General features: G+C 70.7%; 26 protein-coding genes. 10 read left to right on the forward strand and 16 right to left on the reverse strand.

Going from position 1 to position 26515, the window contains the following annotated elements; translation table 11 throughout:
- Positions 1-22: 22 nt before the first annotated feature.
- Complete coding sequence (gcvT, locus tag AB0M01_RS19710; RefSeq protein WP_363671352.1) at positions 23-1117, reverse strand: glycine cleavage system aminomethyltransferase GcvT; 1095 nt, start codon at positions 1115-1117, stop codon at positions 23-25.
- A gap of 166 nt (positions 1118-1283) precedes the next feature.
- On the opposite strand from gcvT, the gene AB0M01_RS19715 reads away from it, so the two are divergent.
- Positions 1284-2777 (forward strand): leucyl aminopeptidase, encoded by a 1494-nt coding sequence (locus AB0M01_RS19715; protein WP_363671354.1) that lies wholly within the window; start codon positions 1284-1286, stop codon positions 2775-2777.
- Positions 2778-2798: 21 nt separating this feature from the next.
- Here the strand turns inward: AB0M01_RS19715 and AB0M01_RS19720 are convergent, their stop codons facing one another.
- Positions 2799-3125 carry a cupin domain-containing protein gene (locus AB0M01_RS19720; protein ID WP_363671356.1) on the reverse strand — a complete coding sequence of 109 codons (327 nt, stop codon included), beginning with the start codon at positions 3123-3125 and terminating at the stop codon, positions 2799-2801.
- Between the two features lies 1 nt (position 3126).
- Complete coding sequence (locus AB0M01_RS19725) at positions 3127-3810, reverse strand: DUF2848 family protein (protein ID WP_363671358.1); 684 nt, start codon at positions 3808-3810, stop codon at positions 3127-3129.
- A gap of 77 nt (positions 3811-3887) precedes the next feature.
- Between AB0M01_RS19725 and AB0M01_RS19730 the strand changes: the two genes are divergently transcribed.
- Positions 3888-5225 (forward strand): MFS transporter, encoded by a 1338-nt coding sequence (locus tag AB0M01_RS19730; RefSeq protein ID WP_363671360.1) that lies wholly within the window; start codon positions 3888-3890, stop codon positions 5223-5225.
- On the opposite strand, the gene AB0M01_RS19735 is transcribed toward AB0M01_RS19730, so the two are convergent.
- On the reverse strand, positions 5212-5850 hold the full coding sequence (locus tag AB0M01_RS19735; protein ID WP_363671362.1) for a GntR family transcriptional regulator: 639 nt from the start codon (positions 5848-5850) through the stop codon (positions 5212-5214). The genes AB0M01_RS19730 and AB0M01_RS19735 overlap by 14 nt on opposite strands.
- Before the next feature lie 28 nt (positions 5851-5878).
- On the opposite strand from AB0M01_RS19735, the gene AB0M01_RS19740 reads away from it, so the two are divergent.
- Entirely contained in the window at positions 5879-6685 is an 807-nt protein-coding gene (locus AB0M01_RS19740; protein ID WP_363671364.1) for a carbon-nitrogen hydrolase family protein, read from the forward strand.
- Here the strand turns inward: AB0M01_RS19740 and AB0M01_RS19745 are convergent, their stop codons facing one another.
- Positions 6686-7003 carry a hypothetical protein gene (locus tag AB0M01_RS19745; protein WP_363671366.1) on the reverse strand — a complete coding sequence of 106 codons (318 nt, stop codon included), beginning with the start codon at positions 7001-7003 and terminating at the stop codon, positions 6686-6688.
- A gap of 364 nt (positions 7004-7367) precedes the next feature.
- On the opposite strand from AB0M01_RS19745, the gene lpdA reads away from it, so the two are divergent.
- The 3 genes from lpdA (at position 7368) to AB0M01_RS19760 (ending at position 11773) form a co-directional block, all read left to right on the forward strand.
- Positions 7368-8750: a dihydrolipoyl dehydrogenase gene (gene lpdA, locus AB0M01_RS19750; protein WP_363671368.1), complete on the forward strand. Its 1383-nt coding sequence runs from the start codon at positions 7368-7370 to the stop codon at positions 8748-8750.
- 108 nt (positions 8751-8858) lie between these two features.
- On the forward strand, positions 8859-10784 hold the full coding sequence (sucB, locus tag AB0M01_RS19755; RefSeq protein WP_363671370.1) for a 2-oxoglutarate dehydrogenase, E2 component, dihydrolipoamide succinyltransferase: 1926 nt from the start codon (positions 8859-8861) through the stop codon (positions 10782-10784).
- Positions 10785-10882: 98 nt separating this feature from the next.
- Positions 10883-11773 carry a TIGR01777 family oxidoreductase gene (locus tag AB0M01_RS19760; RefSeq protein WP_363671372.1) on the forward strand — a complete coding sequence of 297 codons (891 nt, stop codon included), beginning with the start codon at positions 10883-10885 and terminating at the stop codon, positions 11771-11773.
- Between the two features lie 1411 nt (positions 11774-13184).
- Here AB0M01_RS19760 and AB0M01_RS19765 read toward each other — a convergent pair.
- Positions 13185-13409 carry a hypothetical protein gene (locus AB0M01_RS19765; protein WP_363671374.1) on the reverse strand — a complete coding sequence of 75 codons (225 nt, stop codon included), beginning with the start codon at positions 13407-13409 and terminating at the stop codon, positions 13185-13187.
- 84 nt (positions 13410-13493) lie between these two features.
- Entirely contained in the window at positions 13494-14873 is a 1380-nt protein-coding gene (locus tag AB0M01_RS19770; RefSeq protein WP_363671376.1) for a protein kinase, read from the reverse strand.
- Positions 14874-15017: 144 nt separating this feature from the next.
- On the opposite strand from AB0M01_RS19770, the gene lipB reads away from it, so the two are divergent.
- From lipB to AB0M01_RS19785, 3 genes are all read left to right on the forward strand, one after another.
- Complete coding sequence (lipB, locus tag AB0M01_RS19775) at positions 15018-15740, forward strand: lipoyl(octanoyl) transferase LipB (protein WP_363671378.1); 723 nt, start codon at positions 15018-15020, stop codon at positions 15738-15740.
- Between the two features lie 101 nt (positions 15741-15841).
- Positions 15842-17110 (forward strand): hypothetical protein, encoded by a 1269-nt coding sequence (locus tag AB0M01_RS19780; protein ID WP_363671380.1) that lies wholly within the window; start codon positions 15842-15844, stop codon positions 17108-17110.
- Between the two features lie 25 nt (positions 17111-17135).
- Entirely contained in the window at positions 17136-17495 is a 360-nt protein-coding gene (locus tag AB0M01_RS19785) for a VOC family protein (RefSeq protein WP_363671382.1), read from the forward strand.
- A gap of 6 nt (positions 17496-17501) precedes the next feature.
- On the opposite strand, the gene AB0M01_RS19790 is transcribed toward AB0M01_RS19785, so the two are convergent.
- The 7 genes from AB0M01_RS19790 to AB0M01_RS19820 form a co-directional block, all read right to left on the reverse strand.
- Positions 17502-18467: a LysR family transcriptional regulator gene (locus AB0M01_RS19790; protein WP_363671384.1), complete on the reverse strand. Its 966-nt coding sequence runs from the start codon at positions 18465-18467 to the stop codon at positions 17502-17504.
- A gap of 149 nt (positions 18468-18616) precedes the next feature.
- Positions 18617-19795, reverse strand: coding sequence for an ABC transporter permease (locus AB0M01_RS19795; protein ID WP_363671386.1), 1179 nt, complete (start codon positions 19793-19795; stop codon positions 18617-18619).
- On the reverse strand, positions 19792-20673 hold the full coding sequence (locus tag AB0M01_RS19800; protein WP_363671389.1) for an ATP-binding cassette domain-containing protein: 882 nt from the start codon (positions 20671-20673) through the stop codon (positions 19792-19794). The genes AB0M01_RS19795 and AB0M01_RS19800 overlap by 4 nt, the downstream gene beginning before the upstream one ends.
- Before the next feature lie 137 nt (positions 20674-20810).
- Positions 20811-21155 (reverse strand): hypothetical protein, encoded by a 345-nt coding sequence (locus AB0M01_RS19805; RefSeq protein ID WP_363671391.1) that lies wholly within the window; start codon positions 21153-21155, stop codon positions 20811-20813.
- Positions 21152-22036, reverse strand: coding sequence for an RNA polymerase sigma-70 factor (locus AB0M01_RS19810; RefSeq protein WP_363671393.1), 885 nt, complete (start codon positions 22034-22036; stop codon positions 21152-21154). The genes AB0M01_RS19805 and AB0M01_RS19810 overlap by 4 nt, the downstream gene beginning before the upstream one ends.
- A 10-nt stretch (positions 22037-22046) precedes the next feature.
- Entirely contained in the window at positions 22047-22292 is a 246-nt protein-coding gene (locus tag AB0M01_RS19815; protein WP_363671395.1) for a hypothetical protein, read from the reverse strand.
- Positions 22289-23041 (reverse strand): SDR family oxidoreductase, encoded by a 753-nt coding sequence (locus tag AB0M01_RS19820; RefSeq protein ID WP_363671397.1) that lies wholly within the window; start codon positions 23039-23041, stop codon positions 22289-22291. The genes AB0M01_RS19815 and AB0M01_RS19820 overlap by 4 nt, the downstream gene beginning before the upstream one ends.
- Before the next feature lie 171 nt (positions 23042-23212).
- Here AB0M01_RS19820 and AB0M01_RS19825 point away from each other — a divergent pair, with 171 nt between their 5' ends.
- Entirely contained in the window at positions 23213-24388 is a 1176-nt protein-coding gene (locus AB0M01_RS19825) for a low temperature requirement protein A (protein ID WP_363671399.1), read from the forward strand.
- On the opposite strand, the gene AB0M01_RS19830 is transcribed toward AB0M01_RS19825, so the two are convergent.
- Both AB0M01_RS19830 and AB0M01_RS19835 read right to left on the reverse strand, forming a co-directional pair.
- Positions 24343-25002, reverse strand: a complete 660-nt coding sequence (locus AB0M01_RS19830; protein WP_363671596.1) for a response regulator transcription factor — start codon at positions 25000-25002, stop codon at positions 24343-24345. The genes AB0M01_RS19825 and AB0M01_RS19830 overlap by 46 nt on opposite strands.
- Before the next feature lie 11 nt (positions 25003-25013).
- Positions 25014-26465 (reverse strand): sensor histidine kinase, encoded by a 1452-nt coding sequence (locus AB0M01_RS19835; protein ID WP_363671401.1) that lies wholly within the window; start codon positions 26463-26465, stop codon positions 25014-25016.
- Positions 26466-26515: the final 50 nt, after the last annotated feature.

Consider the following 26515-nt stretch of genomic DNA (forward strand, 5'->3'; position numbering starts at 1 on the left):
GGGTGGTGAGCCGGCGGAGGAGTCAGTCCTGGCGGACGTTGACCGTCACGAACGGGGGCTTGACGACCTCGAAGGCCTCCTGGCGGCCGCGGATGTCGACGGTGACCTGGTCGCCTTCCTTGACCGAGGCGTCGAGGAGGGCCAGGGCGATGCCCTTCTTCAGGGTCGGGGAGAAGGTGCCGGAGGTGACCTCGCCGAGGGTTCCGCCGGGGCCGGCGACGGTCATGTGCGGGCGCGGGATGCCGCGGCCGACGGCGCGCAGGCCGCGCAGGACGCGCTTCGGGCCGGCCTCCTTCTCGGCGCGCAGGGCGGCGTCGCCCCAGAAGTGCTCCTTCTTCCAGCCGACCGCCCAGCCCGAGCGGGCCTGGACCGGAGTGATCTCGGGCGAGATGTCCTGGCCGTGCAGCGGGTACCCCATCTCGGTGCGCAGGGTGTCGCGCGCGCCCAGGCCGGCCGGGACGATGCCGTACTGCTCCCCCGCGGCCAGCAGCGCGTCGAAGACCGCGACGGCGGCGGCGTTCGGGACGACCAACTCGTAGCCGCGCTCACCGGTGTAGCCGGTGCGGCAGACGACGACCGGCGTACCGGCGTACTCGGCGACGGCGAAGGCCATGTAGTCGTGGCCGGTCGGCAGGCCGATCGCGGCGACCACGTCGTCGGAGTGCGTGCCCTGGACGGCGAGGATCGCGTAGTCGTCGTGGGTGTTGGTCACCACGACACCGTCCGGCGCCTGCTCGGCCAGCCAGCGCACGACCTCGGCGGTGTTCGCCGCGTTCGGGATCAGGAAGACGTCGTCGTCGGCGTGCAGGTAGGCGATCAGGTCGTCGACCACGCCGCCGTCCTCGGCGCAGCACAGCGTGTACTGCGCCTGGCCCGGCCCGATCTTGCCCAGGTCGTTGGTCAGGCAGGAGTTCACGTACGCCGCCGCACCCGGGCCCTTGACCGTCGCCTTGCCCAGGTGGCTGACGTCGAAGACGCCGACCGAGGTCCGGACCGCGGTGTGCTCGGCCACCACCCCGCCGTACTCCAGGGGCATCTCCCAGCCGCCGAACTCGGCGAACTTGGCTCCCAGGGCGACGTGCCGCTCGTGCAGCGGGGACTTCTTCAAGCTGGTCATGCAGCGGAACCTACCGGACCGGCGGCGGCCCGCGGAGCCCGATCGGGCAGCGGTGGTGGTGTGGCACGCATCTCCACCGCCGCCGCCACGTAGCATGCTGAAGCAGCTTTCACGTACCGTCACGACCGGCGCACCTGCCATCCGGTCAAGGAGGACTGAGGATTTCGTGAGCACCATCACCCTGAGCAAGTCAGATGCGGCCGGCGTCCGGACCGACGCCGTCGTCATCGGTGTCGTCAAGCTCGACGGCGGCGTGGCGCTGCCGGCCGGCACCGAGTCGCTGAACGCCGCGTACGACGGCCGGCTGGTGGAGGTGCTGTCCGGGCTCGGAGCCACCGGCAAGGCCGGTGAGGTCACCAAGGTCCCCGGCCCGAAGCCGGGCAAGTCGGCGACGCTGATCGCGGTCGGCCTCGGGACCGCGCCGGACGGCGCGCTGAAGACCGAGGACCTGCGCACCGCCGCCGGGGTCGGCGTCCGGGCGGCCAAGACCACGCAGTCGGTCGCGCTGGCGCTGCCGACCCCCGACGCCGACTGCGTCCGCGCGGTGGCCGAGGGCGCGCTGATCGGCCGCTACTCGTTCACGGCGTACAAGTCCGAGGCCTCGACCGACGCCCCGGGCAACCTGACGCTGATCACCGACCTGGCCCGCAACAAGGACGCCAAGGCCGCGCTCGAGCGCGCCCAGATCGTCGCCGACGCGGTCCACCAGGTCCGCGACTGGGTGAACACGCCGCCGTCGGACCTGCACCCGGCCGAGTTCGCCGCGCACGCGCAGAAGCTGGCCAAGGAGTACGGCGTCAAGGTCGAGGTGCTCGACGAGAAGGCGCTGGCCAAGGGCGGCTACGGCGGCATCCTCGGCGTCGGCCAGGGCTCGACCAACCCGCCGCGGCTGGTCCGGCTCAGCTACACCCCGAAGAAGCCGGTCACGCACCTGGCCTTCGTCGGCAAGGGCATCACCTTCGACTCCGGAGGCCTGTCGCTGAAGACGGCGTCCGGCATGGTCAGCATGAAGGCCGACATGGCCGGCGCGGCCGCCGTCGTCGGGGCCACCCTCGCGATCGCCCGGCTCGGGCTGCCGGTCCAGGTCACCACGTACGCCGCGATGGCCGAGAACATGCCGTCGGGCTCGGCGGCCCGGCCGTCCGACGTACTGACCATGTACGGCGGCAAGACGGTCGAGGTGCTGAACACCGACGCCGAGGGCCGGCTGGTGCTCGGCGACGCGCTGGTCCGGGCGTCCGAGGACGCACCCGACCTGATCGTCGACGTGGCCACCCTGACCGGCGCCTGTGTCGTTGCCCTGGGCACCAAGGTGGCCGGTGCGTTCGCCAACACCGACACCGCCCGCGAGCGGGTCGTCGACGCCGCGGTCGCGGCCGGCGAGGCGATGTGGCCGCTGCCGATCCCGGCCGAGATGCTGGACAAGCTGCGCTCGCACTCGAAGGTCGCCGACCTGGCCAACATCACCGGCGAGCCGTGGGGCGGCGCGCTGGCCGCGGCCGCCTTCCTCGGCGACTTCGTTGCCGAGGGCATCGACTGGGTGCACCTGGACGTGGCCGGCCCGGCGTTCAACGACGGCGGCCCCTCGGGCTACACCCCCACCGGCGGTACCGGGTACTCGGTCCGCACGCTGGTGGAGCTGGCCGCGGCGGCCAGCTGACGTTCGTTGCCTCGAGGTCCGCTACCCGGCTGGGTAGCGGACCTCGAGCATGGTGCAGCCCTCTTCGGTGCTGTACGGGCCGTGCGGCATGCCGGGGTGCCTGGCGGCGTACTGGCCGGCGGTGAAGGTCTGCTGCAGGGTGAGGTCAGTCAGCGAGCCCTCCAGCAGGTAGACCTCCTCGAAGTACTCGTGCCGGATCACGCTGTCGGTGGTGGTGCCCGGCGCCCAGCGGGCGATGCGGGTGAGGTTGTCCTCGGGGCCCTCACTCAGCACTCGCTGGGTGATTCCGGGGGCATCCGGCGTCCAGGCGACCTGATCCGCGGCGAAGAACTCGTGCTGGGCCTTCATCTCACTCCCAGGCCGCGGCGAGCTGCTCCACGGCGTACTCGATCCGGCTGGTCAGCCCGCGCGGGTCGGTCAGCTCCACCCGCCACGCGTCGGCGAACTGGTCGACCCCGGCGATCATCGGGATCGTCCCGCTGAGCAGGACAGTCCCCGGCCGCAGCAGGTCACCCAGCTCCTTCACCCAGTACGACGGCGGCAGCAGCTGCGCCAGCGTCCCGTCCTGGATCAGCTGCTCGTCGTCGCCGTGCCGCACCCACGCCTTGAGCGTGAACCCGTCCAGCTCGGCCTCTACCTCCTGCAACGGCCAGGCGACGTCCCCCAGCGCGTCCGGCGCGGTCTGCTTGCTCCACGCGACCCCGTGCACCTCCAGCGCCCGGTCGGTGTGGTCGCACGCCACGGTGAGCAGCAGGTCGTCCGGCCCGTCACCGACGATCAGCGCCCACTCCGCCTCCCCAGAGGTCCGCCCGTGCGCGACCTGGACCACCTCCGGTCGGCTGACCAGCGACGCCGACAGCGGGTAGAGCGTCGGGATCCGCCGTGGTGCGGGTACCCCCAGCTCGGCCAGCTCGTCGACGTGGTGCTGGACCTGCGCGGTGTCGCGGCCGGCGTACCCGGCGTTGAGTGCGTAGCGCACCTGGATCGCCCGTTCCCGACCGTCCGGGAGCGTGAATCGCAGGACCTGGGACATTGGAGACCTCCGTCAGCACTTGCGTGAACACGTTGTATACGACGAGTATGGAGCATCGACCGAAGGAGGTCCACCCGATGCCTTTGCCCACCAGCCCGGGACCAGCAGCCCAGGGCGACCGCCGCAGCCTCTACAAGGCGTTCGCCGCGAGCCTGTCCGGCACGTCGCTGGAGTGGTACGACTTCGCCGTCTACAGCTCCGCCGCCGCCCTGGTCTTCGGCGACCTGTTCTTCCCGGGCAGCGACCCGCTGACCGGGACCCTGCAGGCCTTCGCGACGTACGCCGTGGGGTACGTCGCGCGGCCGCTCGGCGGGATCTTCTTCGGCCGGCTCGGCGACGTGATCGGCCGCAAGCGGGTGCTGGTCGCGACGCTGCTGCTGATCGGGGTGGCCACCTTCTTCATCGGCCTGCTCCCGACGCACGCCCAGGCCGGTGCGATCGCGCCGACGCTGCTGGTGTTCCTGCGCTTCGTGCAGGGCGTCGGGGTCGGCGGCGAGTGGGGCGGCGCGGTGCTGCTCAGCAGCGAGTTCAGCCAGGCCGGCCAGCGCGGGTTCTGGGCGTCGGCCGCGCAGGTGGGTCCGCCGCTGGGCACGCTGATGGCGAACGGCGTACTGGCTGTGCTGGCGGGTGCGCTGTCGGAGGACGCGTTCCTGAGCTGGGGCTGGCGGGTGGCGTTCCTGCTGTCCGCCGTACTGGTCGGGTTCGGTCTGCTGATCCGGACCAGGCTGGAGGAGACCCCGGTGTTCAAGGAGCTGGAGGCCCGCGGCGACCGGCCGACCGCACCGGTCACCGAGGTGCTCCGGACGCAGCGGCGCGGGCTGGCGGCGGCCATCCTGGCCCGGGTCGGGCCGGACGTGCTCTACGCGATGTTCGCCGTGTTCGTGCTGACTTACGCGACGCAGGAGCTCGACATGAGCCGCGGCCAGGCGGTCACCGCCGTACTGGTCGGATCGGCGTTCCAGGTCGGGCTGATCCCGCTGTCGGGCTGGCTGTCCGACCGGTACGGCCGGCGGCTCGTCTACGCGGTCGGTGCGGTCGGCGGAGCAGTGTGGAGCGTGGTGTTCTTCGCCATCGCGTCGTCACTGGCCACCGTGCTGCCCGGGGTGGTGATCGGGCTGGTGTTCCACTCGCTGATGTACGGGCCGCAGGCGGCGTTCGTGTCGGAGCAGTTCACCGCCCGGCTCCGCTACACGGGCAGCTCGCTGGCCTACACGCTGGCCGGGGTGATCGGTGGGGCGCTGGCGCCGCTGGCGTTCACGTACTTCCTGGCCAAGGCCGGTACCGGGTACGTGATCGCGGCGTACATCGTGGTCGCCTGTGTGGTCACGCTGGTCGGGCTGCGGCTCGGCCGCGCCGTACAGGACGATGCGGCGGCCAGCCCGCAGGACGCCGCGGCAACGACTAGCCCTGCATGAGGATGGCGCCGGTGGTGTCGAGGTGACGGAGGATCGCCGCCTCGGCAGCCGCCTTGTCGCCACCGGCCAGGCCGTCCACGATGGCCTGGTGCTCGGACAGCACGTCCTGGCGCCGGGTGGCGCTGCGGCCGAGCGCCACGACGCCCAGCAGCACGTGCCGCGCGCGCAGGCTGTCGTACAGGCGGCCGAGCACCGAGTTACCGGCCGATTCGATCAGCAGCGCGTGGAACTGGCTGTCCAGCTCGATGAAGTCCTTGGCGTCGCCGGACTCCACGATCGCCCGCTGCTGGTCCAGTACGGCCGACATCGACGCGACCGGCGTCGTACCGGCGGCCAGGCAGGTGGTGGCGGCCCAGCACTCCATCACACCGCGGGCCTGCATCATCTCGGCGATCTCGCGGCCGGGCACCGGCGCGACGAACGCGCCGCGGTGCGGGACCAGCTGGACCAGGTCCTCGGCGGCCAGCATCAGCAGCGCCTCCCGGACCGGCGTCCGGGAGATCCCGACCTCGGTCGCGACGGCCTGCTCGTTGATGAACGTACCGGAGACCGCGGGGTCGCTGAGCACGGTCCCTCGCAGGTACTGGTAGGCGCGGTCGCGGCCGGAGTCCCCACTCAATTGCATACTCAATGTATACAGCCTTGGAGGGTTCATGACATCCCTGACCGCGCAGAATGCTGCTGGCGAGTCACTGCCGACCACTGTTGCTGCCGCCCAGATCCTGATCGGCGCTGACCCTGTCGCCAATCTAGCCGCTGCGATCAACGCCGTCCGGCGGGCCGCGGACGCCGGGGCGCAACTGGTCGCCCTGCCGGAGGCGACGCTGGCCGCGTTCGGGAGTGATCTGCGGGCGGTCGCCGAGCCGCTGGACGGGCCGTTCGCGACCGGGCTGCGCAAGGTCGCCGAGGAGTCCGGTGTGGTGGTGGTCGCGGGCCTGTTCGAGCCGGCGGCCGACGGGCGGGTGCACAACACGCTGCTCGCGACCGGGCCGGGCGTCGAGGCGTCGTACCGCAAGATCCACCTGTACGACGCGTTCGGGTCGCGCGAGTCCGATCTGGTTGCTCCGGGCAAGGAGCTGGTGACGTTCGCGCTGGGCGGGCTGACCGTGGGGCTGGCGACCTGCTACGACCTGCGGTTCGCCGACCAGTTCAGCGCGCTCGGGCGGCTGGGCGCGGAGCTGGTCGTCGTACCGGCTTCTTGGGGCGCCGGGCCGGGCAAGGAGGAGCAGTGGGATCTGCTGACGCGTGCTCGCGCGTCGGACGCGCAGGCCTGGGTGCTGGCCTGCGACAAGGCCTGGACCGCGCCGGCCGGGTCCGACCCGCTGGGGATCGGCCGGAGCGTGCTCGCTGATCCATTGGGGCGAGTCAGCGCGCGGCTGGGCTCGGAGCCGGGGTTGCTGCTGGGCACTGTCGACACCGAGCTGACTACTGGTGTGCGGCGGCGCGTGCCGATCCTGTAGCTAGGCGAGGCCGTTCTTCTTCTGGCGGGCGTTGTACTCGCGCATGCGCGGCGGGTACCCCACCACGGCGGCGTCGTACGACGGGATGCCCAGCTTGTTGGCGAAGTTGTGCGCCCACTCGACCGACGGCACCCGCCGCCGCGTCCACTCACCGTCGACGGCGACCAGGAGCATCGTGTACTCCGTGACCGCGGTGCGCGGCTCGACGAAGCCCTCGACCCCCTGCCGGGTCTGGACGAACTCCCGCAGGTGCGCCTGGTCGGGGTTGTCCGACTTACGCATCGTGCCCGGCCTCTGCCGGCGACCGAACCACTTCATGGACAAAGTGTCCCCTATCACCACAAATAAGTCGCGGATCCATCACGTGCCGCCCCGGCCACCCCTCCGCACCGCCCAGGGCCGGGCCGGCACGCGGCCCCCACATCGGTCGGTACGACGCCGCCCTCGCGGGAAAAGTTCGGCCCGGCCGCCGGCGTCGCGCCGCTGCTGCGCAGCCCGCCTCCGGGTTTCCGGACACCACCCCCGCGGTGGCTGCCCTGACCGGACGCGTTCCGCGGCCGCTGCTCCGCCGCGGCGAGCCCAAAGGCGACCCAGCGGCCCCGCGATGACAAGATGACGCCGGGCCACCCCCGCGACCCGGGGCACCCACCGCCCGCTGACCAGTTGACCCACGGAGGAACCTGTGACGACCACGGCAGACACGACGTACGACCTGCTGATCCTCGGCGGAGGCAGCGGTGGCTACGCCGCCGCGCTGCGCGCCGCCGTCCTCGGCAAGTCCGTCGCCCTCGTCGAGAAGGACAAGCTCGGCGGCACCTGTCTGCACCGTGGCTGCATCCCCACCAAGGCCCTCCTGCACGCCGCCGAGGTCGCCGACTCCGCCCGCGAGGGTGAGCAGTTCGGCGTCCGGACGACGCTCGAGGGCGTCGACATGGGCGGCGTCAACAAGTACAAGGACGGCGTCGTCGACCGCCTCTTCAAGGGCCTGCAGGGACAGATCAAGTCCCGTGGCATCACCGTGATCGAGGGCGAGGGCAGGCTGACCTCCCCGACGACGGTCGAGGTCGGCGGTACGACGTACACCGGCAAGAACGTGATCATCGCGTCCGGCTCGTACTCGCGCTCGCTGCCCGGCCTGGAGATCGACGGCCGCCGGGTGATCGCCAGCGAGCACGCGCTGACCCTGGACCGGGTGCCGGGGTCGGCGGTCGTGCTCGGCGGTGGCGTGATCGGTGTCGAGTTCGCCAGCGCCTGGACGTCGTTCGGGACCAAGGTGACGATCGTCGAGGCACTGCCGCGGCTCGTCCCGGCCGAGGACGCCGACTGCAGCAAGACCCTGGAGCGGGCGTTCCGCAAGCGCAAGATCGGCTTCAAGACCGGCACGTCGTTCGAGTCCGTCGAGGTCACCGACGACGGGGTCAAGGTGACCGTCGCGGGCGGCGAGGTGATCGAGGCCGAGCTGCTGCTGGTCGCGGTCGGCCGCGGCCCGAACACCGCCGGCCTCGGCTACGAGGAGGTCGGCGTCGCGCTCGACCGCGGCTTCGTCACCGTCGACCAGAACCTGCAGACCAGCGTCCCGGGCGTGTACGCCGTCGGCGACATCGTGCCCGGGCTGCAGCTCGCGCACCGCGGCTTCCAGCAGGGCATCTTCGTCGCCGAGCACCTGGCCGGGCTGAACCCGGCCCCGATCGACGAGGCCGGCATCCCGCGCGTCACCTACTCCGAGCCGGAGGTCGCCTCGGTCGGCCTGACCGAGGAGCAGGCGCGGGCGGCGTACGGCGAGGTGGAGATCCTGAACTACAACCTGGGCGGGAACGGCAAGAGCCAGATCCTGAAGACCCAGGGGTTCGTGAAGCTGGTCCGGGCCAAGGACGGCGCGGTGGTCGGCCTGCACATGGTCGGCTCCCGGGTCGGCGAACTGATCGGCGAGGCCCAGCTGATCTACAACTGGGAGGCGTACCCGGCCGACGTCGCGCCGCTCGTGCACGCCCACCCGACCCAGAACGAGGCCCTCGGCGAAGCGCACCTGGCGCTGGCCGGAAAGCCTTTGCACTTCCACGAGTAAGTTGGTGGTGCGCCGCTACGGGCGTGTCCGCCGTGACCCGGCGGCGCCCCGTTCCGGCGGCACCGTAGGCTGACTTCGAGACCGATCGACGAAGGAGCAACGACCGTCATGCCGACCTCTGTATCCCTGCCGGCCCTCGGGGAGAGCGTCACCGAAGGAACCGTCACCCGCTGGCTCAAGCAGGTCGGTGACACGGTTGCCGTCGACGAGCCCCTGCTGGAGGTCTCGACCGACAAGGTCGACACCGAGATCCCGTCGCCCGTCGCCGGCACCCTCCTGGAGATCAAGGCCGCCGAGGACGAGACCGTGGAGGTCGGCGCCGAGCTGGCCGTGATCGGCGACGCCGGCGAGTCCACGGGCGGCGACGCCGCCCCGGCGCAGGAGGCCCCGGCCGCGGAGGCTCCCGCCGAGGAGGCTCCTGCTGAGGAGGCTCCGGCTGAGCCCGAGCCGGCTCCCGCTGAGGAAGCTCCTGCAGCTCCGGTACAGGAAGCGCCTGCCGAGCAGGCTCCTGCTGCGGAAGCACCTGCTCAGCAGTCTTCTTCTGGTTCTTCTGGTGGCACCTCGGTGACCCTCCCCGCCCTGGGTGAGAGCGTGACCGAGGGCACCGTCACCCGCTGGCTGAAGCAGGTCGGCGACGACGTAGCCGTCGACGAGCCGCTGCTCGAGGTCTCCACCGACAAGGTCGACACCGAGATCCCGTCGCCGGTCGCCGGCAAGCTGCTGGAGATCAAGGTCGCCGAGGACGAAACCGTCGAGGTCGGCGCCGAGCTCGCCGTCGTCGGTTCCGGCGACGCGGCCCCCGCCCAGGAGGCCCCGAAGCAGGAGCCCCCGGCCGAGGCCAAGCAGGAAGCCCCCGCGCAGGAGGCTCCGGCCGCCGAGGCTCCGGCCGCGGCGCCGGCCCCGCAGGCCGCCCCCGCCGCCCAGGCCCCGGCCGCAGCCCCCGCGCCGCAGCAGGCCCCGCCCGCCCAGGCCCCCGCCGCGCAGGCGCCCGCCGTACAGGCTCCGGCTGCTCAGGCCCCGGCAGCAGCCCCCGCCCCGCAGGCGGCTCCGGCTCCGCAGGCCGCCCCGGCCCCGCAGCAGGCAGCCGCCCCGGCCGCCAGCTCGAACGGCTCCTCCTCCGAGGGTCCGAACTACGTCACCCCGCTGGTCCGCAAGCTCGCCGCCGAGAACAACGTCGACCTGGGCTCGGTCCAGGGCACCGGCGTCGGCGGCCGGATCCGCAAGCAGGACGTCATCGCCGCCGCCGAGGCAGCCAAGGCCGCCCCGGCCCCCGCCGCCGCTCCGGCAGCAGCGGCCCCGGCCGCGAAGGCCGCGATCAGCCCGCTGCGCGGTACCACCGAGAAGATGTCCCGGATCCGCAAGGCGATCGCCAGCCACATGGTGAACTCGCTGAAGGTCTCCGCCCAGCTGACCACGGTCGTCGAGGTCGACGTGACCGAGATCGCCAAGCTGCGGAACGCGAAGAAGGACGAGTTCTTCGCCCGCGAGGGCGTCAAGCTGTCCTTCCTGCCGTTCTTCGCGCTCGCCGCGGTGGACGCGCTGAAGCAGTACCCGAAGCTGAACGCCTCGATCAACGAGGAGGCCGGCGAGGTCACGTACCACGCCGCCGAGCACCTCGGAATCGCCGTCGACGCCGAGAAGGGCCTGATGGTCCCGGTCGTGCACAACGCCGGCGACCTGAACATCGCGGGCCTGGCCAAGAAGATCGCCGACCTCGCCGACCGCACCCGCAACAACAAGGTGCTGCCCGACGAGATGGCCGGCGGCACGTTCACGATCACGAACACCGGCAGCCGCGGCGCCCTGTTCGACACCCCGATCCTGAACCAGCCCCAGGTCGGCATGCTCGGCACCGGCGCGGTCGTCAAGCGCCCGGTCGTCATCACCCACTCCGAGCTCGGCGAAACCATCGCGATCCGCCAGATGGTCTACCTCGCGCTCACCTACGACCACCGCCTGGTCGACGGCGCCGACGCCGCCCGCTACCTGACGGCCGTCAAGGCGCGCCTGGAAGAGGCCCAGTTCGACGTCTGATCCGTACGCCGACGCACCACCAGCCGACCCGCTCGGGCACCAGCCCGCAGCGGGTCGCTGCTTTTCCCCGCCGATCACCTCGTCCTCCGGAGGTCCCGTTGAAGTACGTCCTCGCCGGCGCATCCGGCTTCCTCGGCACGGCCCTCACCCGCGACCTCGTTGCCGCCGGCCACCAAGTCACCCGCCTGGTCCGCCGTACCCCGTCCTCCCCCGACGAACTCCAGTGGAACCCCGCCACCGGCCAACTCGACCTCAAGCCCCTCGACGACGCCGACGTTATCGTCAACCTCGCCGGCGCCAACATCGGCCGCCCCTGGACCCCGACGTACCGCGCGACCATCCGCGAAAGCCGAGTCAGCACCACCGCCACCCTCGCCCAAGCCGCCGCCCAACTCGACCGGAGGCCCACCCTCCTCACCCAGTCCGGCATCGGCGGCTACGGCAAAGACTGCGGCGACAACCTCCTCACCGAATCCACCCCACTGGGCGACGGCTTCCTCGCCGACGTGGTCCGAGTCTGGGAAGGCGCCACCACCCCCGCCCAAGAAGCAGGCTGCCGAGTAGCCACCCTCCGAACCGGCGTAGTCCTGGCCCGCCAAGCCCCCGCCTTCCAACTCCTCGCCCTCCCCTTCCGCCTAGGCCTAGGCGGACGCCTGGGCTCCGGAACCCAGTACTTCCCCGTCGTCTCCCTCCAAGACTGGCTCCGCGCCGTCCGCCACACAGCCGAACACGACGAGGTCGAAGGCCCGGTCAACATCACCCTCCCCACCCCCATCACCAACAAGACCTTCACCCAAGCCCTAGCCACCCACCTCCACCGCCCCGCCCTCCTCCCCGTCCCCGCCATCGCCATGACCACCGCCCTAGGCGAATTCGCCTGGGAACTCCTAGGCAGCAAACGAGCCCTCCCCACAACCCTCCAAACCACCGGCTTCACGTTCGCGCATCCCACACCACAACAGGCCATCGCAGCAGCCTTGGCCAGCTAGCCCACAAGACCCGCGAACTCCCCCAGCCGAACCAGCTCTCGCCCCCACAGCAGCACCGACACAGCCCGCCGTACAGCCGAACCCGTCGCAACGCCAACACCGGTAGCCGTACGACAGACGCATCGCAGCGCCCGCAATCACCACGTGCCTCCCGCCTTCTTGCTCCTGCCTCCCGCCTCCCAAACCCGCACCAACGCCCTCCCAGACGAACCCGCCGCGGCGCCGCCCCCACTCGACAGACCCGCGCGACCACGCCGCGGCGCAATCGATGTACCAGCCGCCACACACTCGCTGCTCCCGGCAGACGCCAACTCCCACGTGCGATTCCCAAGCCCCCCACCACGCACCATGAAAGACCGGCAACCCCAGCCGCCACCTCACCGACGAGCCAGCGCCGACGAGACTGGCTGGCCCACCCGGAGCAAGAGCTGAGCAATGCCCAGAGGCAACGGCGGGAGCGGAGGTGAGCGCGCTCCGATCGGAGGGCCGCACGCGTCGGCGCCCATCGGGCAGACCCTCGCGGTCGATCAGCTGAGCACGACATCGCGCGGCTCCGGGCGGTGGGCCACACACGCCAGCGCGCGGCGCGTAGCACCTTGATGTGACGGCGGTGAAGGAACTGAGCGGGCGTCGCGCGGCGGTGGACTGCGCCGACAGCATCTGCAGCGGTGCAACATCGGGCCGTCGGCGATGCAGCCAGCGGTGCGGTCGCCCACGCCTGCCAGCGGGCAGCGGCGGCGGCCTGTACGACGTACTCGCTGGCGGCGGTGAGGGAGCTGAGCAAGCGTCGCACAGCAGTCGAAGGCGCCGACAGGAACTGCAGCGACGCAACACCAGGCCGTCGGCGCTGCAGCCGATGGTGCGGGTCGCCCACGCACGCCAGCGGGCAGCGGCAGTGGCAGTGGCAGCGGCCTGTACGACGTACTCGCTGGCGGCGATGGAGGAGCTGAGCGGGCGTCGCGCGGCGGCGGGCGGTGGGCGGTGGGCGGTGGGCGGTGGGCGGTGGGCGGTGGGCGGTGGGCGGTGGGCGGTGGGCGGTACAACGTATTCGATGGTGGCGGTGATACACGTGCGGTGCAGATCCGTCGGCCGGCGTACTAGCGGGTGATCGGCTGGGAGAGCGACGCGGGGATGCACGCACCACACCCGCGCGAGGTAGGCGCAGGGGCAGGAGCCGACGAGCCGGGGGGGACGCCGAGCAAGTGTTGGGGTGCTGATGCTGTGCGGGGCGGTCAGGGTTGGGCTGCTTGGGAAGTGGCCTTGGTGTGCGGCTGCGTAGTCCTGCAGCAGCTCGGCGACTGACAGGTCGGCATGGTCTCGCGACCCACGGGGTGCGGGGCTGCTCGGGCGAGGTGTGTGCGGTCGACGGCGCCGAGCGGGTCGTGGTGCCAGCGTTGGTGAGTGGCTTGGGTCAGTCGGGTGGTTGTGGGGTGTCGGGTGGGGGCTTGGTTTGTTGGTGGGCTTTTGCTTTGCCTTGGCGGTGGCCGGACAGCCAGATACTTAGGGCAACTATTGCGCCGAGGAGGAAGAGGAGTAGGCCGGGGATGACCTCGCGGTCTTTTGAGTAGAGGGCTACCCAGGCGATGCCTCCGGCGGCGAGGGTCAGGAAGCCTAGTTCGTCGTGCCAGCCGTCCATGGGGGCATTGTGCCGGGGGTGGGGTGCAGGGGTGACGAAGGGTTTGCTGGTGGGTGGGGGGCAGTTGGGCATGGGGGTGTCCTGTCAGGCGGGGGTGATGGTGGTGATGCGCCAGGTTTTTCCTGTGGGGGTGAGGGTTATTCGGCGGGTGGTGGGTGGGCCGGGTGGGAGGTGGGTTGGGCCGGAAGGGGTCAGGGCTGTGGCGGAGATGAGGCGGTCGGTTACTCGGAGGGTGACGGTGGGGCCGGGGGTGGGTTCTTGGGTGAGGTGCTGGATTTGGAAGCGGAGGTTGGCTATTCGGATGTTCTGGGATTTGTAGGTGGCAATGGCTGCTCGGTCGGTGGTCCAGGGGTGGGTGCCTGGTTGGTAGATGTTGTCGAGTTCGGCTGGGTTGAGGGTCAGGAAGGCGTGGGCTCGGAGGGCGTCGAGGGACTGGAGGGTTTGATGCCAGGAGGTTGAGGAGTTTTGAGGAGAGGGGCTTGGGGTTGGCTTGAGGGGTGGCGTGGGTTTTGGGGTTGAGAGTGGGGTTTGGGGGGCGGCTGCGGCGGGGTTGGCGGTGGGGGTGTTGAGGACGCCGAGGGTGGTGATGGCCACGGCAGTGACGATCAGGGCTGCCAGGGCTGTGGCGGCGAGGATGCCGTAGGTGGTGCGGCGGGAGCGGGGGGCTCGGTGGGTGGTGAGGATTTTGTTGAGGCGGGTGGTGTTGTCTCGGCGGGCTCGGTGGGGGGTGTTTCGGCGGGGTTTGCGGCGGGTGGGTTGGACGGGTGGGCGGAGTGGGGTTTGGGTGGGCAGCGCTGGGGTGGGGGTGGGTGGTCGGGGTGAAGGTGGGTCTGTGGTTGGGAAGGCGAGGTTGAGGGGAGCGGGTGGGGCGAGGGTGAGGATGTTGCGGGAGATGGCTTGGGGGGTTGCTTGGGTGAAGAGGGTGGGTGGGACGGGAGTGCTGCCGGCTGCCAGGTGGGTGAGGGTGGAGAGGGCTTGTACGTCGTCTGCTGGGGTGGTGGGGGTTTGGGAGCGGAGGGCTGTGTCGGTGATGACCGGGCGGCCGTCGGCGTCGAAGAGGACGTTGTTGGGGGTCAGGCGGCCGTGGTGGAGGTTGTGTTGGTGGAGGACTGATATCGCGTCGGCGAGGGGGCTGATGAGGGTGACCAGCTCGCCTTTGGAGAGGTCTCCTCTTCTGGAGAGGAGGGCTGAGAGGTTGCCTGCGGGGACGTGTTGGGTGAAGAGGAGCCAGTCTTGGTCGGACTGGCGGGCTTCGATGAGGCGGGCCAGGTGGGGGTGATCGATGGTGAGGAGGGTGGTCAGGTCTCGTTCGAAGGTGGTGGGGTCGGTGATGGTCGGGGTGGGGATGCGTTTCAGGGCGGCGTGGCGGCCGGAAGCCAGGTCCCGGACCAGCCAGACGGTGCCGGCCGATCCGGACCCGAGCTTGCGGCGCAGGCTGTAGCCGGCGATGTCGTCGAGTGCCATGCCAAGAGGGTGCACGAATCGGCCGGAACGGCTGGAGAGTTATCCACAAGCAGGCCTGGGTCGAGGAGCGCACGTGGGCCGGGGAGCCGGGGGCTGTGGACGGTGGGCGCCGGGCGACGTACGGCGAGGCATACACTCGATGACGTGAGGGCTATCAAGTACGTGGAGGCCGGGTTCGGCGGGGACGCCGTCGACTACGAGCGGGCTTGGGAGGAGCAGCGGCGGTTGCACGCTGCTGTTGCCGAGGGCATCGGTGAGGACACGGTGATCCTGCTCGAGCACCCGCCGGTGTACACGGCCGGCAAGCGGACCGAGCCTCACGAGCGGCCGGTGGACGGGACGCCGGTGGTGGACGTCGATCGTGGCGGCAAGATCACGTGGCACGGGCCGGGCCAGCTGGTGGGGTACCCGATCGTGAAGCTGGCCTCGCACGTGTACGTGGTGGACTACGTCAGGCGGCTGGAAGAGGCGCTGATCGCGGTCTGTGCGGAGCTTGGCGTGCGGACCGGGCGGGTCAAGGGGCGTAGCGGGGTGTGGGTTCCGGCCGACGAGCGCGGTCGGGAGCGGAAGATCGCGGCGATCGGGATCCGGGTCTCGCAGGGCGTGACCATGCACGGGTTCGCGTTGAACTGCGACAACGACCTGGCTTGGTTCGACCGGATCGTGCCGTGCGGGATCTCGGACGCCGATGTGACGACGTTGTCCAAGGAGCTCCGGCGCGACGTGCCGGTGACCGAGGTGCTCGGGCTGGTACGGCGGGAGCTGGATCGGATGCTGGCCTGGGACGAGTACGAGCGGACGCCTGACCTGGAGCACGTCGATCCGGCGCCGTCGGGGATTACTTACGGGTTGGCTGTTACTCCGTAGAGTTTCCTGTGGGTGTGGGATTTCGGGCACCGTGACGGTCCGTAGGTGGGGTGCCGAAGTGTCGTCGCTGTGTGTGGGGGAAACGTCGCTACGGTGGGGACGTGTCCAAATTCCTTGGTTTCCTGCTCGGGATCGTTGCGGCGCTGGCGGGGCCGGCCGCGTTCGGAGTGCTGACCGCTGACGGCGGGCTCGAGCTGAACGCGAAGGAGATGGCGCTTGCCTACGGCATCGGAGCGCTGATCTTCTGGGCCGTCGTCTCGTACTTCTCCGGAGCAGCCGCGCTGGGGGCCGCGCTGACCTTCGGCGCGATGATCTACACGGTGCACTGGATCCCGAACCGGACGACGAACTTCCTGAACGACGTCCCGGGTGTGACGACCGGGATGATCGACGGGATCAAGACGTACACGCTGAACGGTCTGGTCCCGGTTCTCGCGGTGATCTCGCTCGTGTACGCCGTACAGCAGATGGTGCAGGCGGTACGGCGGCGCCGGCGCGAGCGGGCCGAGGCCGAGCGGCGCCAGCGTGAGCAGGAAGCGGCGCAGGCGCAGCAGGAGGCTGAGGTCGCTGCTGTTTACGCGGCGCCGGTGGCGGCGGCTGAGTACGCGCCGGCGGAGAACCGGTTCCAGAGCTTCGGGAACACGAGCTACGACGACCTGTTCGACGACGAGCCGGAGCCGGTGCAGCCGCGGAGCCAGGCGGACGAGCACACGATGCAGTTCGCTGAGGCGGACCGGCCGGTGGAGCGGGAGAACACCGCGGTCGTCGGTGCGGTGAGCAACCAGTCGGACGAGACCGTGCAGGCGGAGCCGGAGCAGCAGGCCCAGCAGCCGCAGCAGCCGGCCGAGCAGCCGGAACAGCAGGCCGAGCAGCAGCAGCAGCAGCAGCAGGCGGACGCGGACGCGGACGAGACGCAGATTGTTGCTGCGGAGCCCAAGCAGACGGAGCCGATCGCGCCGGAGTCTGACGAGACGCAGGTTGTCGCTGCTGACTCGGAGCAGACGCGGGTGGTGCCTGGGGATCCGGAGGCGACGCAGCCGGTGCCGGTTGCCGAGGTGCCGAAGAAGGACGAGGACGGCGAGCCGCCGGCGGCGGGGGCGACCGCGATGGGTGCAGCGCCGGTAGCTGCGCCGGTAGTTGGAGCGCCGCAGCAGGAACAGCCGGAGCCGCCGAAGGCGGACGAGCCCAAGGCCGAGGCTCCGAAGCCGGAAGCTCCCAAGGCTCAAACCCCGAAGGCTCCCGAAGCTCCCACTCAGCAGTCGTTCGTGCGCCCCAAGGAAGAGGTCGGGCAGCAGTACCGGGAGCGGATGGACGACCCGGAGGACACCGGCGAGTTCTTCGTCGGGCAGTTCCGGCCCGCGGGTGCTTGATCCCGCGACCCCCTAGGCTCGCGGGATGAGTTTGCAGTGGGAACAGGTGATCGTGCACTCGGCCGCCCCGAAGACTCTCGGGCAGTGGTGGGCTGAGGCGCTCGGCTGGGTCGTGGTGTTCGACAGCGACGACGAGTTCGAGATCCGGCCGACAGCGGATCAAATGCCTGGGTTGGATTTTGTGAGGCTCGCGGAAGCGAAGCAGTCGAAGAGCCGGCTGCATCTCGACTTCCGGCCGGATGATCAGGAGGCCGAGGTCGCGCGGCTGGTGGCGCACGGGGCCAGGCGCGTGGACATCGGGCAGGGTGACCAGACGTCCTGGGTCGTGCTCGCCGATCCCGAGGGGAACGAGTTCTGCATCCTCGGGCAGAACAGCACTCAGTAAAAGAAGTTAAGCAACGTGCATCCGCTGATGCTGCCCCCAGCGGGCATGCTCGGCGAACGCCTCGTCGTACGCGTGAATCGCCATCTCGCACACATCAGGCGCCATCTGCGCCCGCGGCGACTCCGTGCTCCACGCCAGCATCAGCCGGCGATGAATCGGATCCCCGGCCAACGGCCGCGTCGTGACATCGCTCGACAGCATCCGGTACGACGTGGGCGAGATCAGCGCGACCCCCTGCCCACTCGTCACGAACCCCATCAGCACCGACGTGTCCACCGAGTGATGCTCGATCCGCGGCGTGAACCCCGCCTCCTCGCACGAAGCGCGGAACAGCACGTGGAAGCCACTGTCGTCCGGCGGCTCCCCGATCCACTCCTCCCCCGCGAGATCCGCGAGGTCGATCTCGCCACGATGCCGGGTCGCGACAGCCTTCGGGTGATCAGCCGCCATCACGACGTACGCCGACTCCGACTCGACGATCGTGCAAGCATCCACCCCCGCCGGCAGCCGCAGCTCGAACCCCGGGAATTCGCGCAGCAGCGCGAAGTCCAGCCGGCCGCTCTCCAGCTGCTGCAGCAGCACGCTGGTCGACCACTCGACCTCGATGCTGACCTGCTCGATCTCGCCGTGGTCGCGCAGCCGGGACGCGATCCCGGACATCGGCGCGGTCGGGAAACCACCGAGCCGGACGGCGCTGGTCTCGACCGCCGTCATCGCCGACACCGTCGCCGAGAGGTGGTCGACGTCGACGAGGATCGCGCGAGCGCGGTCGACGGCGTACCGGCCGAGAGGGGTCGGCGTGACCCCGGTACGGGAGCGCTCGAACAGCTCACCGCCGAAGGCCGACTCGATCCGTTTGAGCTGCGCGGTGAGGCTCGGCTGGCTCACCTTCATCCAGCGGGCGGCCCGTCCGACGGACCCCGCTTCTGCCACCAGGACCACCACCCGCAGGTGGCGCAGCTCGACGTTCATGCATTGGGACCGTAGTCGAGGTTACGCCGCAGTACACAGTTGACGCGTGTTGCGGTTACGTCACAGCCAGCCAAATATCTGTAACGTTTGGCTGGCTGTGACGATAAGTAACGGCTGCAATCAATGGAGACCTGTCCGGGCAAGCACAGTCAGGACGCCTTGAGCGCCAGTGCCTCTCGGTAGCCGAGTTTGCGCCCGGTCTGCAGCAGCGTCCGCTCGTACAGCCGTGCCCCGAGCCGCACGATCAAAACGGTCGCGACCAGCAGCAGCGCGATCGCCACCAGCGGCTGCCAGACCGGTACGTCCTCGGTCAGCATCCGGCCCGGCATCGCCATCGACGACGCGATCGGTACGAACGACGCCCAGGTCTTGGCCGTCCCCCCGGCGAAGACCGAGAAGAAGAACGGGATCATCAGGATCATCTGCCCCGGCAGCGTCGTCGACCCGAGGTCCTCCTGCCGCGTCGCCAGCGACCCGGCGACCGCCCAGAGCCCGGCCAGCGCCAGGAACCCGAGTACGAAGAACACCACGAACCAGCCCGCGACCGGTGCGATCACGTCGAGGATGTCGGCCTGCCCGGTGACCAGCAGCCCGATCAGCGAGGCTCCGGCGATCACCACGATCTGCGTCAGCGCCATCACCGTGTTGCCGACCACCTTGCCCCACAGCAGCGCCCGGATCGGGATCGCGGCGGCCAGGATCTCGACCACCCGGCTCTCCTTCTCCTGGACGACGCTCTGCGCGATCATCATCCCGAAGCCGAGCGCGGTCATGTAGAAGGCCAGCGCCAGCCCGATGTTCACGAACTGCGCCGCCAACTCGGGCAGCGGGCCCGGGTTCAGCAGCTGCTCCTGCACCGCCGTACCGGCCTGCAGCTGCTCGGGCGTCAGCCCGGCCTTGGCCGCGTTGTCGAACATCCCGAGGCTGACCACCGCCTCGCGCAGCGCGTTCCCGATCCCGGAGTCGACCTCGTCGTCACCGAGTACGACGTACCCGTTGTCGGCCGGGACCAGCGCGACCGCCGCGTCGCCGGAGGTGACCGCCTGCTCGGCCGCGCCGCGGTCGGCGACCCGGAGCGACTCCAGGCCGTCGTCGCCGTTGAACTGGTCGGCGGTCTGGACGATCCGCGCGCCGGCGTCGTTCAGCACCGCGACCTTGTCCGGCGACCCGTTGCCGGCCAGCAGCGCCGGGATGATCACGGCCGCCATCACCACGACGAGCATGAACAGCGTCGAGCCGATGAAGGTCTTGTCGCGCAGCTTGGTACTGATCTCCCGGAGCGCCACCAGCTGCCACGGGTGCCGCAACGTGTTCTTCTCCGCACTCATCGGGTCGCCTCCCGGAAAACGTCGCTCAGCGCCACGCGCTCGGGCCCGAACTCGAGCACCTGCCCGCGACTCACCGCCTGCTGCAGCACCACTTGCTCCTGACCGTCCTCGACCAGGTCGAACAGCGCGGACGAGCCGTCCACGTCGCGCACCTTGATCCCCCGCACGTCGCGCAGCCAGCCCGCGTCGACGTCGGTTACCAGCCGGTACGTCGTACTGGCGCCCGCCGCCAGCGACGCCACCGAGCCGGCCGCGACGACCTTGCCGCGGGACAGCACGACCAGGTCGTCGCACAGCCGCTCGACGAGTTCGAGCTGGTGGCTGGAGAACAGCACCGGCACCTCCGGCGTGACCTCCTCGCGGAGCAGGTCGACCATCGCGTCGACGGCCAGCGGGTCGAGGCCGCTGAACGGCTCGTCGAGCACCAGCGCGATCGGCTCGTGGACCAGCGCGGCGGCGATCTGGACGCGCTGCTGGTTGCCCAGCGAGAGCGTCTCCAGCGTGTCACCGGCCCGCTCGGTGAGACCGAGCCGGTCGAGGATCTTGTCGGTCCGCTCCCCCGCCCGCACCGGGTCGAGGCCGTGCAGCCGACCGAAGAAGATCAGCTGGTCGCGGATCTTCATCTTCGGGTACAGCCCGCGCTCCTCCGGCATGTAGCCGAAGTCGCTGCGGATCGCGTGGGTCAGCGGTACGCCGTCCCACAGCGCCTGCCCCGCCGAGGGTGCGAGCACCCCGAGCATGATCCGCATCGTCGTGGTCTTGCCGGCTCCGTTGGCCCCGACGAAACCGGTCATCCGCCCCGGGACGACGTCGAACGTGACGTCGTCCAGCGCGAGGTGATCACCGAACCGCCGGGTCAGCCCAGCAACGCTCAGCATCCCGTTCACCGTTCCTCTGCTGCTTCGGCCCCCAGACCGGGCCCGAAGAGCAGCCCGACCACTCCCACCGCGGGAGTGGTCCCAACGCTAGTCAGCCGGCGGCGTCCGCACGTCGGTCCGCAGTGTGACCGGCGGGGTCATCCGCGGGACGGATCCCGGTGCCAGGCGGTCAGCTTGGCGGGGTTGAGGATCAGCCACAGGTTGGTCACGGTGTCGTCGGCGACGTCCAGGCAGAGCACGGCCGAGGCCTGCCCAGCACGCCGTACGACGATCGCCGGGCGGCCGTTGGCGCGCTCGACGGACAGGTCGGCAGCGGGGTGCGCGCAGTGCACGGTGATCACCCGGGCGATCTCCCGGACACCGTGCACCGGCTGCAGCGGTACGGCGACCTGCCCGCCGCCGTCGGAGACCAGCACGGCGTCCGCCGCGATCAGGTGCTCCACCTGTCCCGACCTGAGCGCCGCGACGAGGCGGTCGATCATCCACCGACTCCCGCGAGTTTGGCCGGGTTCATCTGCCAGTAGATCTCGTCGATGCCCTCCGAGGAGGCGACCACGGTGACCGCGGCGAAGACCGCGCCGTCGAGGCTGAGCACCGCCGACGACCGGCCGTTGACCGTGGCGTACTCCACGTCGACACCGGCCCAGAAGCGGGTGTGGAACGAGCGGTAGTACTTGGCGACGCGCTCCACGCCGTGCACCGGGAACTTGGACGCCCGGACGACCCCACCACCGTCGGAGTACGTGGAGACGTCCGACGCGAACAGGCTCTCCAGCTCGACCAGGTCTCCCGACCGGGCCGCGTTGACGAACGCACTGAGCAGCCTGCGCTGCTCCGCGCCGTCCACCGGCGTACGGCGCTCGCCGGTGACCCGCTTGCGCGCCCGGCTCACCAGCTGCCGCACAGCGGGCTCGTTGAGCTGCAGGATCTCCGCGATCTGCGAGTACGGGTAGTCGAACGCCTCCCGCAGCACGTACGCCGCCCGCTCGTTCGGCGACAGCCGCTCCAGCAGGATCAGTACGGCGAACTCCAGCGCCTCCCCGCGCTCAGCACCGAGCAGCGGGTCGGCGCTGGTGTCCACCGGCTCGGGCAGCCACGGCCCGACGTACGTCTCGCGACGGACCCGGGCCGACGTCGCGGCGTTGATCGCCAGCCGGGTCGTCGCCGTCGCCAGGTACGCCGCCGGGTTGGCGACGACGCTGCGGTCGCAGGTCTGCCAGCGCAGCCAGACGTCCTGGACCAGGTCCTCGGCCTCGGTCGCGCTGGACAGCATCCGGTACGCGATGCCGAACAGCCGCGGCCGCAGCTCGTTGAAGACGCGGGCCGCCTCGTCCAGGTCGTCGTTCACCGCAGTGTCGTCCACAGGCTGATCTTCACTCCTCGACAGGTTCCGGGCGGCGTACGTCGCCCTCCAGCGCTTCCACGGCGCCGAGCAGGCTGCGCAGCGCCACCTCGTCCCGCTCGACCTCGGTCGGATCGACCAGCCACTCGCTGACCGGCAGGCCGGGGTCGGGTTCGTTCGCGGTCATCATCCCGAGGTCGGCCTCGACCTCGTGGTGCAGCGCGCCGAACATACTCTCCGCGTCGTGCAGGAACGCGCCCTCGTCCGGCGTACTCACCGCTCGGCCTGACCCTTCACCCAGTCGACGTAGCGGATGTGGCCCAGGTGCGCGTCGCCCTCGGGGACCAGGCTGCCGTCGAGCAGCTCGGAGCCGAAGTACGTCGCGTGCACGTCGGCGACCACCTCGCGCGGGTCGCCGGCCAGCGCCAGCGCGTCGCGGATGAAGTCGTCCATCTGGGTCCGCTCGGGCCCGGCGATCTCGGTCCGGCCGTTCAAGGGCGTCCCCACGGCGGTCTTCGCGACCGCGTCGGCGACGTCGTCACCGGCCATCGGCTGGTACTTCACCGGCGCGATCCGGACCTCGTTGCCGGTGGTCGCCGCGTCGGCGATACCGAGCGTGAACTCGAAGAACTGGGTCGCGTGCACCAGCGAGTACGGCACGCCGGAGCCCTCGATCAGGCCCTCCTGGGCGATCTTGGCCGCGAAGTACCCGTTGTCCGGCAGCCGCTCGGTGCCGACGATCGACAGCGCGACGTGGTGGCCGACGCCGGCCTTCTTCTCCGCGGCGAGCACGTTGGTGGTCGAGGTGGTGAAGAACTCCATCACCGCGGCCGCCTCGAACGACGGCGAGTTCGACACGTCGACGACGACGTCCGCGCCGGTCAGCACCTCGTCCAGGCCCTCGCCGGTGAGGGTGTTCACCCCGGTGTTCGGCGCGGCCGCCACGGCGTCGTGCCCGTGCGCGGTGAAGCGGCGGATCAGCTTGGACCCGATCAGCCCGGTGCCGCCGATGACGACGATCTTCATGTCCGTCTCCTGTCGGTCGCGGGGGCCTGGCGCCGCCCGGTCACCAGCAAGGACAGGGCAGCGCCCGCGGCTGTGACCGGTCCGGGAAAGTTTTTTCGGGCGACCCCGGTCACAGACCGTCCGGCTGCGCTGTCTGTGCGAGTGAGACCCGACCAGTCCAGGAGCCGAACCATGCCCGCAGCCGTGATCCGGGGCCGGATGCGCCCGCGCCGCCCCGACGAGCAGCACCGCGTCGCCAGTCCGCTGGAGCTCCTGTTCGACCTGACGTTCGTGGTCGCCGTGGCGGCTGCCGCGGCCGAGCTCGCGCACGGGCTGGCCGACGGCCACCACGAGATCGCCGGATTCCTGCAGGTGTTCTTCACGATCTGGTGGGCCTGGATGAACTTCACCTGGTTCGCCTCCGCCTACGACACCGACGACGTGCCGTACCGGCTGCTCACCATGCTGCAGATGGGCGGCGTCCTGGTGCTGGCGGCCGGCGTACCGGCGGCGGCGACCGACGCCGACTTCCGGCTCGTCACGCTCGGGTACCTGATGATGCGTGGCGGCCAGATCGTCCAGTGGGTCCGGGCGGCGGTCGAGAACCCGGAGGAACGTCGTACGGCGGTCCGCAACGCGGTGGGGATCAGCGTGCTCCAGGTCGGCTGGCTGATCCGGCTGGCCACCGGCGAGACCACGACGCTCACCTTCGTCTGCCTGGCCGTGCTGGAGCTCACCGTGCCCTGGTGGGCCCAGCGCCGGCGGGACACCGGTTGGCACCCGCACCACATCGCCGAGCGGTACAGTCTGTTCACGATCATCCTGCTCGGCGAGAGCGTGCTGGCCGTCAGCAACGCCGTCCGCGCCACTGAGCTCAGCGGCTCGCTGGTGGTCGTTGCCGCGGGCGGTCTGGTCTTGCTGTTCGGGCTGTGGTGGCTCTACTTCCTGCACCCCGCCGGGCACGGCCTGGAGCGCCACCGGAGCCAGTCGTACCTCTGGGGCTACGGACACTTCGGCCTGTTCGCAGCACTCGCAGCACTCGGCGCCGGACTGGAGGTGGCCGTCGAGCAGACCAGCCACCACCTGCCAATCTCCGACAGGACAGTCGGGTACGCCGTCGCCGTACCGGCTGCGCTGTTCGTCGCGCTGCTCTGGGGCGTGACCCGGACGATCCTGTCGCGGCCGACGCTCCGGCTGAGCACGAGCGTGGCGGGCGTCGTACTGATCGGGCTGGCGCCGCTGCTCGCGCCGTACGGCGGTGTGCCGGTCGTCGTCGTACTGGTTGCGGCTGTCGTCGTACTGGTGGTGGCGGTGACGCAGGTTCAGGAGGCGGCGTCGTCGCCGGGCACTACCAGCCCGCACTCGTAGGCGAACACCACCGCCTGCACCCGGTCCCGCAGGCCGAGCTTGAGCAGGACGCGGGAGACGTGAGTCTTCACCGTGGCCTCGCCGACGAACAACTGCCCGGCGATCTCGGTGTTGGTCAGGCCACGGGCGATGAGCCCGAGCACCTCACGCTCCCGGTCGGTCAGGTCGGCGACGAGGTCGGGCCGGTAGACACGCTCGCCGCCGCCGGAGAATCGCTTGATCACCCGCCGGGTCACCTCAGGGGCGAGCAGCGCGTGGCCGGAGTGGACGACCTGGATCGCCTCGACCAGGTCCTCCGGGGCAGTGTTCTTCAGCAGGAACCCGCTCGCCCCGGCGCCGAGCGACTCGAACAAGTAGTCGTCGCGGTCGAACGTGGTCAGGATGACGACCTTGCCAGCGTCGGCCGTGACGATCCGCTGGGTCGCGGCGATCCCGTCCAGGCCGGGCATCTGGACATCCATCAGGACGACGTCCGGCCGCAGCTCGAGCGCGAGCTCGACCGCCTTCTCGCCGTCGGCGGCCTCGCCGACCACCTCGATCTCGGGCTCGACGGACAGGATCATCCGGAACCCGGCGCGGACCAGGTCCTGGTCGTCGACCAGCAGCACCCGCATGGGCGTCTCACTCACTGCGCTGCTCCCTCACGGTCCGGCACGGAACGGTCAGTCTCCCCCGCGACCGGGTCGGGGGACGGGGAATCGGGGTCGCCCGGACCCGTCGCCGACCCGGCCTCGGAGCTCCCGGACCCGACCGGCGCGGCGGCCAGCGGGATCCGCGCCCGGACCCGGAACCCACCCACCGGGCGGGGGCCGATCTCGGACTCACCGCCCAGCAGCGCGACCCGCTCCCGGATCCCGACGTGCCCGAGCCGCGAACCGACCGGCGCGTGCTTGGGCCGCCCGTCGTCGATCACCTCGACCTCGATCGCGTCAGCGAGGTACCGCAGCGTGACGTGCGCCGACCGGGCGGTTGAGTGCCGCCGGACGTTGGTCAGGGCCTCCTGGGCGATCCGGTAGACCGAGACCGAGATCGTCTCCGGCACCTGCACCGGCTGCCCGATCTGGTGGAACCCGACCTCCAGCCCCTCCCCGCTCGCCTCGACGACCAGCGCCGGCAGCCGGTCCGCACCCGCCTGCGGCGCCTTCCCGACCGGTGCGCCGAGCTCGTCCTCGTCCAGGTCCGGGTCGGCGGCGCGCAGCATCCCGAGCAGCTGGCGCATCTCGTTCACCGCGGTCCGGCTGGAGTTCTCGATCACGCTCAGCGCGTTCTTGGCCGCCTCCGGGTCCTTCTCCATCACCCGGCGCGCGCCCCCGGCCTGGATCCCGATGCTGCTGATGTGGTGCGCGACCACGTCGTGCAGCTCGCGGGAGATCCGCAGCCGCTCGTCGATCACCGCGCGCCGCGCGTTGGCCTGCTGCTGCGCGGCCAGCTCGGCCGCCTGCTGCTCCAGCTCGTGCCGCTGCCGGGCCACGCCCCACGACGTCCGGCCCCAGAAGTAGGCGCCGAAGAAGTACAGGACGTTGATCGCCAGCGTGATGATCACGCCGGACACGTACGGCCCGAGCAGCGTGTGGTTCGGCCCGCCCTTGAACTCGTCGGTCTGCAGCGCCCGGACGAACCCGAGCGTCAGCCAGCCGAACATCACGGCGAACACGACCGCGACCGACACTTTCATCAGCCGCCGGTCGCGCGCCCAAGCGACCGCCGCGTAGATCGCCATGAACGCCGTCGCCTGGGTGACGATGTTGCTGGTGAACGCGAACGTCGCCCGCTCACCGGTGACCACGAACAGCACCGACACGGCCAGCAGGACCGGGATCGGCCACCGGCGCCGGAAGCACAGCGCCAGCGCCCCGGCCGCGCTCAGCACGTACGGCTCGACGCCGGCGAACCCGAGGTCGGCGTGGACCGGGGTCGCGCCCCGGGCCAGCTCGGTGCCGATCACGCCCGCGAGCGCCAGCAGGAGCCCCAGCAGTACGTCGTACCGCTGCTCCTTCGCGGTCGGTCCGGGCCGGACCCAGCCCTGGACCGTCGTACCGGTCTTGGGCGGCGTACCGGGCTCCTGAGGACTTGACATAGATCACCAGCCTACGGGTGGAAGGCTCCCGAACGGCCCGGCGTACTCTG

It is taken from the genome of Kribbella sp. NPDC051770 (genome assembly GCF_040681455.1).
GTDB lineage: Bacteria > Actinomycetota > Actinomycetes > Propionibacteriales > Kribbellaceae > Kribbella.